This window comes from Leptolyngbya sp. FACHB-321 (assembly GCF_014695975.1).
In the GTDB taxonomy this organism is placed as follows: domain Bacteria; phylum Cyanobacteriota; class Cyanobacteriia; order Leptolyngbyales; family Leptolyngbyaceae; genus Stenomitos.
The window spans coordinates 38,788-51,844 of record NZ_JACJPI010000046.1 but is presented as its reverse complement, the minus strand read 5'-3'; the positions used below and the strand labels follow the sequence as shown (position 1 = coordinate 51,844).

Genomic DNA, 13,057 nt, shown 5'->3' with positions numbered 1-13,057 from the left:
CTATAGTCCGTTGCGGGGGCGGAAAGAGAGCAGCGGGATTAGAGGGAGAGGCGATGCAAGAGAAGAGGTGATGCAAGGAAAGAGGGATTTTGAGCTTTAAGCTGGGTTTTGCTTCCCCTACCTCCCCTGCATCCTTAGCCTCCCCTGTCCTTTACCCTTTATTCCTCTGCCTTCAAAACTCGTCCAAACAATTCCTTCACCTTCTCCCAGGCATCAGCAGCGGCTTCAGGGTTATAGTCAGGGCGTTGATCGCAGAAAAAACCGTGCCCAGACGGATAGCGAAAAAAGCGATGGTCGATTTGATGTGCCTTAAGAGCGTCTTCGACCTGCTCGATTTGCTCTACTGGAATCAGCGGATCAGTCGTACCAAAAAAAGCGTAGAGTGTGCCTTTAATCTCTGGGGTGCGGGTGAGGGTGGGCTTACCACCACCAGGGGTCATGGTTGCAATACCAGCACCGTAAAAGGATGCAGTCGCTTTGATAGCTGGCAGGGTCGCTGCTAGGTAGACAACGTGACCACCAAAACAGAAACCGATCGCGCCGATCGCGTTTCCTTTCACTGCCGGTAAGGTTTGGAGATAGGCGATCGTCGCTTGCACATCACTTAACAGTTCATCGGCTTTGGTTGCCTCTTTGTACTGGCGACCCAGAGTTGTACTATCAGCATCGTAATTGCCCTCAAAGCCAGGGGCACTGCGCTGAAAAATAGCAGGCGCGATCGCGACATAGCCTTCTTGAGCAAGACGCTCCGTGACACTGCGAATGTGGCTATTGACACCCCAGATTTCCTGAATGACGACGATACCAGGGTAGGTGCCACTACCTATTGGTTGGGCAAGATGGGCATCTATTTGCAAGCCATCATTGGGGATTTGCACAGCAGTAGCCTGAATGTGGCTAGTCATGATCAGTGTTTGCCTGGTAAGTGTTTGTCTAGTAAAGGGCGGTTCAGATTCAGTAATTAGCAGTCGTTTTGACAACCGTTATGAAACAACCGTCATGAGACATTGAGCCTCTTCCTACATAAACAGGGTGACAGGTTGCTCTAGCTGGTCACGTGATTGCGTTAGTTCATTGTCCTCTCAGAAGTTGCCACAGCGTCCTGACCAGCGCAACTACTGCCGTAATGATGTTGGTGGTAGCAAAAAAAACATTACTCTTTTTTCACATGGCATCTTGTACCAGTTTGATTTTTCCTCGTGGTCGGTCGCTTATGAGAGCAAACTGCTATGCGAACCGACAGTGCTTGCTGTGTTGCCAAGCCCTTTGCTACTGGCGTGACATTGCACCTGTCTGGGTGAAGTCTTGTTAGCCTTGAAGCCGCTAGGTTTACGAAGGGTGTAAACCACCAGTGCTGCATCAGGGAGTGCAGCATCTAAAATGTAACTTAACTAAAGATGTGTGATCCCTACGACTAGTCGCATCGTTAAACGCTTCCTTTAGAGCGCGTGGAGGCTCTTGTATGGTTCAATTTCATATTCAGACGGAGAGCGACATTCCGGCATCGACACAGCTTTATAACCAAATTCTGTTTGCGATCGCGTCGCGCCAATATCCACCGGGACACCGTTTGCCTAGTACACGTCAGTTGGCAATGCAAACGGGTTTACATCGCAATACGATTAGCAAAGTCTATCGCCAGCTAGAAGATGCAGGTGTTGTTGATGCACAAGCAGGGTCTGGCATTTATGTGCGAGAACAGACCCATGAAGACGTTGCAAAAGTGCGATCGCCCATTCTTGATCAGCATCCAGAGGCATACAAAGTTGTTCAAAACAGCCTAGATGATTTGCTGAAGCTTGGCTGTTCGCTCAATCAGGCGCGTGAGCTTTTTTTGGCAGAAATTGACTGGCGCTTGCGCTGTAGCGCTCAGGTCTTGGTGACGGCTCCGACTCACGATATTGGTGCCGGAGAAGTGATTGTACGTGAGCTAGAGCGGGCGCTGAACATCCCTGTGCAGCTTGTACCGATCGAAGAGTTAGAGCAAATATTGGATCAAACTCGCTCTGGCACAGTTGTCACCAGTCGTTATTTCATTGCTGAGGCAGAAGCGATCGCGGCTCCCAAGTCGGTGCGCGTGATTCCAGTTGATATTTATGACTTTGACTCCGAAATTAAGCTGATTAAGCGTTTAGCTAAAGGCACCTGCATCGGGGTTGTCAGCCTTAGCTCTGGCACGGTTGGCGTTGCGGAAGTCATTATTCACAGTCTACGGGGCGATGAACTGTTGGTCATGACGGCTCAAGTTGGCGATGGCTACAAGTTGGGAGCGATCGTCCGGAGTGCTCAGACTATCATTAGCGATCAGGCAAGCTGTGCTGCTGTAAAGACTGCCATTTCTGCCGCTCGAGAAGACCTGATCCGTCCACCGCAGCTCATTTGCTGTGAGAATTTCATCGTCTCGAAGTCGATCGAACTGCTCAAGCGAGAGCTTGGTTTGGAGTAACTTGCAATGTGACTGCTTAGACTGAAGCTTCATCAACGGTTGAATGCTTACTATAGAAGCAGCAAACCACATGAGGCATTAGCAATGCGACTACTCCACACCATGCTGCGCGTTGGCAACCTGGATGAATCTCTTCAGTTTTATTGCGATCTTCTGGGGATGAAGCTGCTGCGCCGGAAGGATTATCCAGGCGGCGAATTTACTCTGGCGTTTGTGGGCTATGGCGAAGAAGCCGATCACACCGTTTTGGAACTCACATACAACTGGGGCACCGAGGCTTACAACCTGGGTGACGCCTATGGTCATATCGCGATCGGCGTTGATGATATTTACGCAACCTGTGCTGAAATCCGCGATCGAGGCGGCAAAGTTACCCGCGAACCAGGACCGATGAAACATGGCTCGACCGTCATCGCCTTTGTCGAAGATCCTAACGGCTACAAAGTAGAGCTGATTCAACTAGGCAGCCAGGGATCAGGCAAAGCGGAACAGCAGGCCCAAACGGCGGGTGTTTAAGGGGAATGGGGAATAGAGAGTGGGGGGGCAGAGAAACAGTTTGCTCCAAGGCTCGGTTTGACTGGCTTACTCAAATGCAAAACGCCTTTCCACCCTTGTTTTCCCTTCTTCTGCTTCCCCTTCCCTTGCTCCCCCTTCCCTCCCCTTACTTTCCCCTCTCCTTCCCTTGCGTCTCCTTTTGATCCCCCTCGCTCCCCTCACCCTAATGACCGATCGACCGTGTAAACTCCTGATAGGTCTAACTTGGGTTGTCTTTATTAGGCAGACCCAGCGAACCGTGTGAGGAGTGTGGTGTGAGTAAAAAAAACTGGTTGGCTAGAGGGTTGGGTAGTCTGGGAGTGCTCTGCCAGACTTTGCCTGGGTGGACAACCCCTATTCCTAATCATGACTCTGTAGTAGAACCTGCGGAGCTTTCAGAGGTCGTGCCGCTTGATGAGCGCCCCTCGTTAGATTGTCCTTTTATACCACCACAGGTACAGCCAGAATCGCTACAGGTACAGCCGGATCGCCTTGAATCTGACTGTATAGAACCAGCTAATGATGCAATGGCGCAGGTGCAATCGGTGGCTGCGTTGAGCGACGTGCGTCCGACTGATTGGGCGTATCAGGCTTTACAGTCGCTTGCTGAACGGTATGATGTGGCGATCGGCTATCCAAACGGCACGTTTCGGGGCAATCAAGCACTGACACGCAACGAATTTGCGGCAGGATTGGCGCGTGTGCTGGATGTTATTTCGCAGCAATATGTCGTCGGTCGTGGCAATGTTGCCCAGTTGCGGGAAGATCTTGCTACCGTACAGCAGCTTCAGGCATCCTATGGAGTGATCGCGACCGATTTGCGTGAGCGTGCTAATCAGCTTGACCAGCAAGTTACTATTCTGGAGCAGAATCAGTTTTCCACTACCACTAAACTATCGGGGCAATCAGTTTTAGTGTTTACGGATGGCTCTAATGCTCGCGGTACCGTGCTGTCGCGCACTCGCCTTAACCTCATCACAAGCTTTGCACCCAATGGTGCGCTCTCAACGCAACTGGAAGCTGGCAACAACGGTAACGATGCGATCGGACGTGCCCAAGAGCGTGAACAAAACCTGTTAGGAACACTGGGCTTGCTGGCAGGCGGTGGTGGCTTAGATTACGTTGGGGTTGCAAGTGCGGTGCGCCTCAGCAACTTGTCCTACTCCTTTCAGCCTGCACCCGGTTTTAACCTCACGGTTGGGGCGCGACTGTCGCCACGAGATTTCATTGACTACAACCGCTTTGCAAACGACTCTACCGAAACGTTTTCCTCCAGTTTTTTTCTCAACAATCCGCTGATTGTGCAAAATCAGATCGATCGCGTAGGTGGTGCCGGAGCCGTACTGACCTGGAAACCAGCGAACCTACCGCTGATTGTGCGGGCGCTGTATGTGGCAGCGGATGCATCACGTCCCAACGCTGACATTACTGATGGTGGTTTGTTTGGCGATCGCAACCAGGGTAGCCTGGAAGTCGAGTATGACTTTAGCAAAAACATCATTGCTCGGTTTCAGCTAACGAAGGCAACCGTGAATAATGTGGATATTTTTGCAGGCGGCATCAATGCCGAATGGGCTTTCAATCGCCAGTTCGCTGTCTTCGGTCGGTTTGCGATTGGCAGCTATGAGGGCTTCAATCCACTGTTGAATCAAGACTTAGACCTGAATCCTAAAAGCTGGTCGATCGGCTTTGTCGCACGGCAGTTGTTCATCCCTGGCTCTACAGCTGGCATTGCGATCGGGCAACCGTTTGTCGAAAAAGACCTGGGCGATGCGACACAGACCAATATTGAAGTGTTCTACAGCTTCTTGCTTAACGACAACATCAGTGTTACACCAGCTCTAACCGTAGTGAGCAATCCTGACAATCGCGATCGCGGTACTATCTTTCAATGGTTCCTACGTCTGGTGTATTCGTTTTAACGAACGTGCTGTCTAACGTTTCTACTGGTCGTTAACTGATAGCCGATCGTTAATCTCGTTATACTAAAAGCGCTAGCGTCACTGTATTTATACTTGTAAATTTAAGACTCACAATGCAGCCCACTGACCCGAATAAGTTCACAGACAAAGCATGGGAAGCGATCGTACAGGCGCAGGATGTTGTTCGCCGCTACAAACAACAGCAACTGGAAGTAGAACACCTGATCATTACTCTGCTAGAACAAAAAGACGGTCTGGCGACGAAGGTTTTTACAAAAGCAGGCGTTGATACTACGCGCTTATGGCAGCAGATTGAAGATTTTGTCCGGCGACAGCCTAAAGTGCCTAGTAATGAGCAACTTTACCTGGGACGCAACCTGGATATCATGCTCGATCGTGCTGAGGAAGCACGCGAAGGCTGGAAAGACGAGTTTATTTCGGTTGAACACCTGCTGCTGGGGTTCGCGACCGATTCACGGTTGGGTCTGCGGTTACTGCGTGGTTTCAATGTCGATGCCAAACAGCTAGAAACGGTCATTCGTGATGTGCGTGGCAGCCAGAAAGTAACCGATCAAAACCCCGAAAATCGCTATGCCGCGCTCGAAAAATACGGGCAAGATCTTACCGAAAAGGCGAGAGCAGGCAAAACTGACCCAGTCATTGGTCGCGATGAAGAAATCCGCAGGGTGGTGCGAGTGCTCTCTCGCCGTACAAAGAATAATCCGGTCTTGATTGGTGAACCAGGGGTTGGTAAAACGGCGATCGTCGAAGCCTTGGCACAGCGCATCGTCAATGGTGACGTGCCAGAATCCCTGAAAAATCGGCGGCTGATCTCTCTGGATATGGGATCGCTGCTGGCAGGGGCAAAGTATCGTGGTGACTTTGAAGATCGGTTGCGATCAATTCTCAAAGAAGTCATCCACTCTGACGGACAGATTGTGCTGTTTATTGATGAAATCCATCAGGTCGTTGGGGCTGGAGCCACTCAGGGCGCAATGGATGCGGGCAATTTGCTGAAACCCCTGCTGGCACGTGGCGAACTGCGCTGTATTGGTGCGACGACGATCGATGAATACCGCAAATACATTGAGAAAGATGCAGCACTGGAACGTCGCTTTCAGCAAGTCTTTGTCGATCAGCCCAGCGTAGAAGACGCGATTTCGATCCTGCGTGGTCTCAAAGAACGCTACGAAGTGCATCATGGCGTTAAAATTACCGATTCGGCTCTGGTTGCCGCTGCTACGCTTTCGTCTCGCTACATCGCCGATCGCTTCCTACCCGACAAGGCGATCGATCTGATTGACGAAGCCGCTGCCAACCTGAAGATGGAGATCACCTCTAAGCCAGCCGAGCTGGAAATGTACGATCGCCGCATCATGCAGCTTGAGATGGAAAAGCTGTCGTTAGAAACTGAGAAGCAAAGCCCCGGTAATGTATTTGGTGCGGGACGATCGGCGCAAGATCGGTTAGACCGGATTGAGCAAGAAATGACGCAGTTGCTCGAAAAGCAAGAGCAGCTTAACTCTCACTGGCGAAACGAAAAACGCTTGCTGGATGGCATCAATGCCAAGAAGGAAGAGGAAGAGCAAATCGAACTGCAAATTCAGCAGCTTAAACGAGAAGCAGACCTTGCTAAGGCAAGCGAAGAGTACGAACGCAACGCCAAACTTAAAAAAGCAGGCGAACTCTATCATGCTGTGCTGCCACGCATTCGCGATGAACGGGGTGCGTACGAGGCAGAACTGCGAGTCATTCAGTCTGATGGCGGAGCGCTTCTGCGCGAGCAAGTCACCGAGTCTGACATTGCCGAAATTGTTGCTAACTGGACGGGCATTCCGGTCAATCGCCTCCTAGAAACCGAACGCCAAAAGCTACTCCAGCTAGAGAGCCACCTGCATCAGCGTGTGGTCGGTCAAATCGAAGCGGTTGAAGCTGTTTCTGCTGCCATTCGTCGCGCCCGTGCGGGGATGAAAGATCCGGGACGACCGATCGGTTCCTTTCTGTTTATGGGACCAACGGGTGTGGGCAAAACTGAACTGGCTCGTGCGCTGGCACAGTCGCTCTTTGACGCAGACGATGCCATGATCCGGCTCGATATGTCGGAATATATGGACAAAAGCTCTGTTATGCGTGTCATTGGTGCACCACCGGGCTATATCGGGTACGAAGAAGGTGGACAGTTGACTGAATCTGTCCGTCGTAAGCCCTATGCGGTCGTGCTGCTAGATGAAGTCGAGAAGGCACATCCTGATGTGTTCAATATCTTGCTGCAAGTGCTGGATGACGGACGCATTACCGATGGGCAGGGACGTACTACCGACTTCTGCAACACGGTCATTGTGATGACCAGCAATATTGGCAGTGATCATATTCTTGATTTGTCGGGCGATGATGACCGCTATGAAGAAATGCAGCAGCGAGTGGTCGATGCGTTGCGATCGCACTTCCGCCCTGAGTTCCTCAACCGTGTGGATGACACCATCATCTTCCACACCCTTACCCGCACCGAACTGAGCCAGATCGTACGTCTGCAACTCAACCGCATTCAGTCTTTACTGGCAGATCAGAAACTCACCCTGGAACTTACTACTCCTGCTCAGAACTTCATTGCAGCAGCAGGCTATGACCCAACCTACGGTGCTCGTCCGCTGAAACGGGCAATTCAACGCCAACTGCAAAACCCGATCGCGACCAAAATCTTGGAAAACACCTTCACTGAAGGCGATACTATCCTGATCGATTTGGTTGACAATGCCCTAACGTTTAACAAAAAGCCAGTTGCGATTAACAGTGAGCTGTCAACCGTTTAGCTGCTCCTTGCTGTTAGTAACTATGGGTGTAATTGCCTCACGAAGATGCTTTAGAAGGCAGCAAGAGCGTCGTAAACAATTGTTTTGATGCGCTTCAAGGCAAACTTTAACGATCGACCTCCCTCCGCTGTCCCACTCATCTCTCCAGCATTTACTAAGCTTCTATTCTGAGGCTTGCCTTAAGCACTCGTTTAACGCTTAGGGTAAAGGCGATCGCACAAATTGACCGGACGCGGAGATTGATGTAATTACAATGAAAGTCACTTAGGAAGTGTAATTGTCCTTAAAATGCACGTCATCCGTTACAAGCAATTTCGTGACTTTGGTAAAAAGCATTCTGATAATTGTGGTGTTTTGGATGATTGGCTCAAGGTTGCAAGCAGGGCGAATTGGTCTAATTTAAGTGGGATTCAGTCAGTTTTTCCGCAGGCTGAAGTGATTAATCACTTTACAGTGTTTAGCCTTAAGGGAAAGCAGTATCGTTTAATTGTGAGCATTAATTACGAAGGGCAATTAATCTACCTCAAGCACCTTCTGACTCATGCAGAGTACAAGGAGCAGCAACAGAATGGCTCCTACTTTTGATTCAAAGAAATACGGTGAGCTTTTAGCTCAATATCAGCCAAGGCTGATTCGGACTGAGGCAGAAAACGAACAGGCTCTGGCGATCGTAGAAGTATTAATGCATCGCCCAAACCGTAGCCCAGAAGAAAATGAGCTTTTTGCGCTGCTGATCACACTCATTGAAAAGTTTGAGCAAGACCATTACTTGCCTGGTGATGCCTCAACGCCTCGTTCGAGGCTGCTGTTTTTAATGGATCAACGTCAGCTTAAGCCACCAGATTTAGTCAATTTACTTGGCTCTGAAGACGCACTGGCAGCAATTATGAATGGCGATCGCGAAATCAGCACCTTTCAAGCAAGGGCGCTAGGCGCATTTTTTCATGTTGATCCTGGGTTGTTTATTTAACATTAATCTCAAAAAAGCTTTCACCACTTAAAGAAGTGAGCCTGTTAACTTGCTGCGATCGCAGAGATAGCGGCTATCAGAACCGCTGCCAGCATTGGACTTTGGTTTAGCCTTACTGTACGATTCTCTCTTTTCACGCTCCGCTTCCTTGTTGTCCTTCAAGGAGTAAATTCTGTGACAACTCTGCCGCCACCCACTAGGATATTTTGGTCGCGGAGTGTGCCAGTTGCTCTCGGTCCTGCCAGGTTTAACGGTGGCTGCCCCTGGCGATAGCGAAAATTACCGTCTGCCTCGAACTTCTGCGTGACCATATTCCAGTTCAAGCGATCGGAGTTGAGTTGGGCTTGATTCTTTGTACCAATGCCACGCACATCGCCTTCGAGATAAAGCATTTTCGCTTTGAGATCAATACGACCCTCATTACCGCTGAGGGCAACTTGCTGTTGACTGTTATTGATCGTCAGTAATTGGTCAGATGCTACCGTCTGTCTTTGTAAATCCCAAACTAGACTATTGCTAGCAAGTTGAGTTGGTGGGTTAGTAAGTGTCAACCGAGCATTCTGTTTAAGCGTGACTGTTTTTGCCTTAAGGTCTGCCACGCCCGTATTTGCAGTTGCCCGATCGGTCAGTACTGTTTTATTAAAGCGATCGATCTGCAAAGGGCGATCGCTCGTTAAAGTTTGCTGCTTGATCTGCCAGATCGCACGCTCAGACTGGAAGGTTAAATCTGGGTTGATTGCCTGTGCCGTCACTTGACCCTGCAATTCCAGCCGTTGTGTGCGAGTAAACAAACGCCCCTCTTTGGCAGCGATTTTCATTTGGCGATGAGTTCCGGTTAAGTTGTTGCGAACAATCACCAACTCCTTACGCGGTTGCCATTCCAGCTCATCGCCCTTCATTACTAAGCCATCGCGAGTATCAGTAGCCGTAATCTTTCCACGTAAAAAGATTGTCTGACCGTTTTGCTGGACTTCACCCTGTTGCCCTTTAACCTGCAAAACAGACACGCCATCCTGAAAAAATTCACCTGCTGGCTGCTGGAGGCGGGCAACCTTTTTGTCTTTGCTATAGCTTGCCTGCGCTGCCTTCACCTTCCACCACAGTCGCCCCTTCTTGTCGAACTCTTCGAGCGTTACGGCATTAAAGGTGAGGCTGTTATCAAAATCTTGTGCCTGCTGGGTATCTTGAGCAATTTTGTCGGCAGTGCGATTGCGATTGCCACAGGCAGTCGTTGTACAGAGTATAGTCAGCAGCAACGCATACAGTAGTGGGGAACGGATACCCCTCTGCCTCTGGTTGCTTTGGCTAGTACGATCGCGCTGAAGAAGAGACAGAATGGGCATGGGAATCATAGCAGCGGCAGGGTTAGAAACTAGACAGCAGACGACTCAACTATAGAGGAACCTAGCCAACTGTCTGTCTAAAGTTAGCTGATCCAGTCTACAGTTAAGCGTCTATTGTCTAATGCTCAAGACTCCAAGTGCGGCTCAAAAGTTCAGCCTAGAGCGACAGGGTTCTTCTAGTAACCTGCAACAGTCTGTTTATTCGTCTTCCACGTTTTCCATCAACCCAATGCTGGAGAGAGGACGATAGGTGTAGCTGCGCGGCGTTTTTTGAATGTCTTCTTTAATGTTGTCCAAATCAATGTAGCGATCGGCAACATTGATCAAACTGTCGCTGGTCATCGATCGCAGGCTTACTACTTCCACGCGCACCCCGCGATAGCTTACTGCATTGACCGCGTAGGCAAGATCGCCATCACCACTGACTAGAACAGCAGTATCGTAAGAGCCAACCAGCGACATCATATCAACTGCAATTTCAACATCTAGATTTGCTTTTTTAGAGCCATCAGGCAATTGAACCAAATCTTTAGAAATCACCCGATAGCCATTACGCCGCATCCACAGCAAAAACCCTTGTTGCTTTTCGTTTGTGCGATCAACACCCGTATAGAAAAACGAACGCAACAGCCGCGAACCAGCCGTTAATCGGCAGAGAAGCTTGGTGTAGTCAATTTCGATCCCCAGTTGCAAAGCCGCATAAAACAAGTTGGAACCGTCGATAAAAATAGCGACTCGACCACGGTTCTCAAGAACTTGTTCCTGAGTAAAAACGGATTCATTCTCAAAACTGTTACTTAACATTAGTACTAAACCTTGATTTTATGAGGGGATTTTTAATCAATGAGCAACCGTTGAGTCTCCTTCGGTCTGCTTAGGACGAAACGGCTTCTAAAACTTCTAAGCGTTGAAATACAGGTTGAGGTTCACCCAGAGCCTGCTTTGGAGGAAGTGTTCCCCAACCGGCATGAGTTGCAAACGGAGCGGCAATATGAATTAACGTGTGTTCATTGAAGTTAACTGAAAAGCCCAACTGCTGGTAGACCGCTGTACTAAGCTGTGGCGTGATCGGCGCTAAGAGGTATGCCGCAAGTCTGACTGACTCTAATACAGTGTACAAAATTTGTTCAACTGCCTGTTGTTGACCTTGCTTGTGAAGTGACCACGGTGCTTGGTCATCAATGTACTTGTTGCCAGCTTTCACCAGGCTTAGAATTGCCTCACAGGCTTCGCTAAAGGCAAGAGCGTCGTATGCCTGCGTGACACGATCGCCCAAACCAATACCGATCGCCATCAACGTATTCTCTGCTTGAATTGCGTCAGGTAACAGCTCTGGAACGATTGCACCGCAGTACTTATAAGCCATTCTCAGCGTGCGATTAAGCAGATTGCCCAAATCGTTTGCTAGATCTGCATTCAACGTGTTGATAAAGCGCGTTTCGTTAAAATCACCGTCACGCCCAAATTCAATCTCTTTAAGAAAATAATAGCGAACGGCATCTGACCCGTAGCGTTCGACTAAGGCAACTGGATCAAGCACATTACCCAGCGTTTTGCCCATTTTTTGTCCGTCTTTGGTTAAATGTCCATGCCCAAAAATGCGTCCTGGCAGCGGCAACTCAGCCGATAGCAGCATAGCGGGCCAATAAACTGCATGAAACCGCAGGATATCCTTACCAATCAAATGGGTGTCGATCGGGTACCAGCGCTTGAGGGCATTCTCCAAGGTTGGCTCCTCATCGGGTTTTAGTAGAGCCGTTACATAGCCCAAGAGCGCATCAAACCAAACGTAAATCGTGTGTTTGGGATCGTTCGGTACTCGAATGCCCCAATCGAGATTAACGCGAGAGATTGAAAAGTCTTGCAAGCCTTGACTCACAAAGCTAAGGACTTCGTTACGACGTGCCTCTGGTTGAATAAAGTCAGGCTGCTTGGCATACAAAGCCTCTAGCTGACCTTGATACTTTGACAATCGAAAAAAGTAGTTTTCTTCGTTGCGCCACTCAGCTACACGATTGGTATGAATCGAGCAGCGATGATCATCTAGCAAATCTCGCTCTTCTTTGAACTCTTCGCAGGAAAGGCAATACCAGCCTTGCTGCCGCCCTAAATAGATGTCACCGTGATCCCAGACACGCTGAAAAAACTCATTAACGATTGCCTCATGGCGGGGATCAGTCGTGCGAATAAAGCGATCGTACTGAATGTTGTACTGCTGCCAGAGGGCTTTAAAGCTTGCAGCGATCTGATCACAGTGTTCTTGCGGCTGCAACCCTCGGCTTTCAGCCGTCCGCTGTATGTTCTGCCCGTGCTCATCTGTGCCTGTAATCATCAGCACAGACTTACCCTGCAAGCGCCGAAAACGAGCAATCGCATCAGCAGCGATTGTTGGGTAGGCACTGCCAACGTGAGGCAATCCATTTACATAATAGAGTGGCGTTGTAATGGTAAATGGATTACTAGCTATCGACTGAGAATTCATACGATTTGAACGAAAAAACAAATACTACGGAAAAATAGAAGAGACTTCTAGCTTAAGGTTCAACGTGATATAGCTAGTGGTTGAGAACACTACTTCTAGCATTTCGCTCGATTACTAGCACAGACCAACTAGCACTAAAAATCAAGGTTGATGCAGCAGCTAATCACCTAAATTGTGTGCTCTTCCTAAACTATTTGCTCTTCGCCCAATCGAAAAGGATGACTTAATCTGTTAATTCTAGCTAGAAACAGCAGTTTCACAGCTAAGAAAATCTTAAGTTAATCATCAGACTAGCTGAACTCATACCAATATGAAATTGAAAAGGTGTCACCTGACATTGAGGTAATAGCCAGTAACAGAGCGGTGCTAGAGCAATATCGTGTCCTACTGAATGGCTAAGGGTAGCAAGAATGGTGGTAAAGCATGTTTGAAACTCGTCATCGCAATACGTAATGTATTTAGCAGCGTGTGTACCGCCTAAACTTTGCGTTCGCATTGTAGCCAGATGCAAGCACCAGAGTTTTAGACGTACGTAATTTTTGCCTAGAAA

General features: G+C 49.1%; 10 protein-coding genes. 6 read left to right on the top strand and 4 right to left on the bottom strand.

The window, feature by feature from the left end; genetic code table 11:
• Positions 1-158: 158 nt before the first annotated feature.
• The gene (locus H6F76_RS08585) at positions 159-905 is read right to left on the bottom strand and encodes a dienelactone hydrolase family protein (protein ID WP_190507444.1); all 747 of its coding nucleotides are present in this window, start codon (positions 903-905) and stop codon (positions 159-161) included.
• Positions 906-1,462: 557 nt separating this feature from the next.
• Between H6F76_RS08585 and H6F76_RS08580 the strand changes: the two genes are divergently transcribed.
• The 6 genes from H6F76_RS08580 (at position 1,463) to H6F76_RS08555 (ending at position 8,682) form a co-directional block, all read left to right on the top strand.
• A complete protein-coding gene (locus H6F76_RS08580; RefSeq protein ID WP_190449088.1) occupies positions 1,463-2,446 on the top strand; it encodes a GntR family transcriptional regulator in 984 nt (327 codons plus the stop codon).
• 84 nt (positions 2,447-2,530) lie between these two features.
• Positions 2,531-2,962 carry a lactoylglutathione lyase gene (gloA, locus tag H6F76_RS08575; protein WP_190449087.1) on the top strand — a complete coding sequence of 144 codons (432 nt, stop codon included), beginning with the start codon at positions 2,531-2,533 and terminating at the stop codon, positions 2,960-2,962.
• A 293-nt stretch (positions 2,963-3,255) separates the two neighbouring features.
• Entirely contained in the window at positions 3,256-4,902 is a 1,647-nt protein-coding gene (locus H6F76_RS08570; RefSeq protein WP_199322006.1) for an iron uptake porin, read from the top strand.
• A 113-nt stretch (positions 4,903-5,015) separates the two neighbouring features.
• Positions 5,016-7,712, top strand: coding sequence for an ATP-dependent chaperone ClpB (gene clpB, locus H6F76_RS08565; RefSeq protein ID WP_190449086.1), 2,697 nt, complete (start codon positions 5,016-5,018; stop codon positions 7,710-7,712).
• A gap of 288 nt (positions 7,713-8,000) precedes the next feature.
• Entirely contained in the window at positions 8,001-8,297 is a 297-nt protein-coding gene (locus tag H6F76_RS08560) for a type II toxin-antitoxin system HigB family toxin (RefSeq protein ID WP_190507442.1), read from the top strand.
• A complete protein-coding gene (locus H6F76_RS08555) occupies positions 8,281-8,682 on the top strand; it encodes a transcriptional regulator (protein ID WP_190507441.1) in 402 nt (133 codons plus the stop codon). The genes H6F76_RS08560 and H6F76_RS08555 overlap by 17 nt, the downstream gene beginning before the upstream one ends.
• Positions 8,683-8,840: 158 nt before the next feature.
• Here H6F76_RS08555 and lptC read toward each other — a convergent pair whose 3' ends face one another.
• The 3 genes from lptC to metG form a co-directional block, all read right to left on the bottom strand.
• Positions 8,841-10,034, bottom strand: a complete 1,194-nt coding sequence (lptC, locus tag H6F76_RS08550; protein ID WP_190507440.1) for an LPS export ABC transporter periplasmic protein LptC — start codon at positions 10,032-10,034, stop codon at positions 8,841-8,843.
• Positions 10,035-10,223: 189 nt separating this feature from the next.
• Entirely contained in the window at positions 10,224-10,829 is a 606-nt protein-coding gene (locus H6F76_RS08545; RefSeq protein WP_190449082.1) for an NYN domain-containing protein, read from the bottom strand.
• A gap of 70 nt (positions 10,830-10,899) precedes the next feature.
• A complete protein-coding gene (gene metG / locus H6F76_RS08540; protein ID WP_190507439.1) occupies positions 10,900-12,507 on the bottom strand; it encodes a methionine--tRNA ligase in 1,608 nt (535 codons plus the stop codon).
• Positions 12,508-13,057 lie beyond the last annotated feature (550 nt).

Coding starts and splice junctions, on each gene's coding strand:
- H6F76_RS08585 (WP_190507444.1), bottom strand. CDS start 905: ATGACTAGCCACATTCAGGCTACTGCTGTGCAAATCCCCAATGATGGC.
- H6F76_RS08580 (WP_190449088.1), top strand. CDS start 1,463: ATGGTTCAATTTCATATTCAGACGGAGAGCGACATTCCGGCATCGACA.
- gloA (WP_190449087.1), top strand. CDS start 2,531: ATGCGACTACTCCACACCATGCTGCGCGTTGGCAACCTGGATGAATCT.
- clpB (WP_190449086.1), top strand. CDS start 5,016: ATGCAGCCCACTGACCCGAATAAGTTCACAGACAAAGCATGGGAAGCG.
- H6F76_RS08560 (WP_190507442.1), top strand. CDS start 8,001: ATGCACGTCATCCGTTACAAGCAATTTCGTGACTTTGGTAAAAAGCAT.
- H6F76_RS08555 (WP_190507441.1), top strand. CDS start 8,281: ATGGCTCCTACTTTTGATTCAAAGAAATACGGTGAGCTTTTAGCTCAA.
- lptC (WP_190507440.1), bottom strand. CDS start 10,034: ATGATTCCCATGCCCATTCTGTCTCTTCTTCAGCGCGATCGTACTAGC.
- H6F76_RS08545 (WP_190449082.1), bottom strand. CDS start 10,829: ATGTTAAGTAACAGTTTTGAGAATGAATCCGTTTTTACTCAGGAACAA.
- metG (WP_190507439.1), bottom strand. CDS start 12,507: ATGAATTCTCAGTCGATAGCTAGTAATCCATTTACCATTACAACGCCA.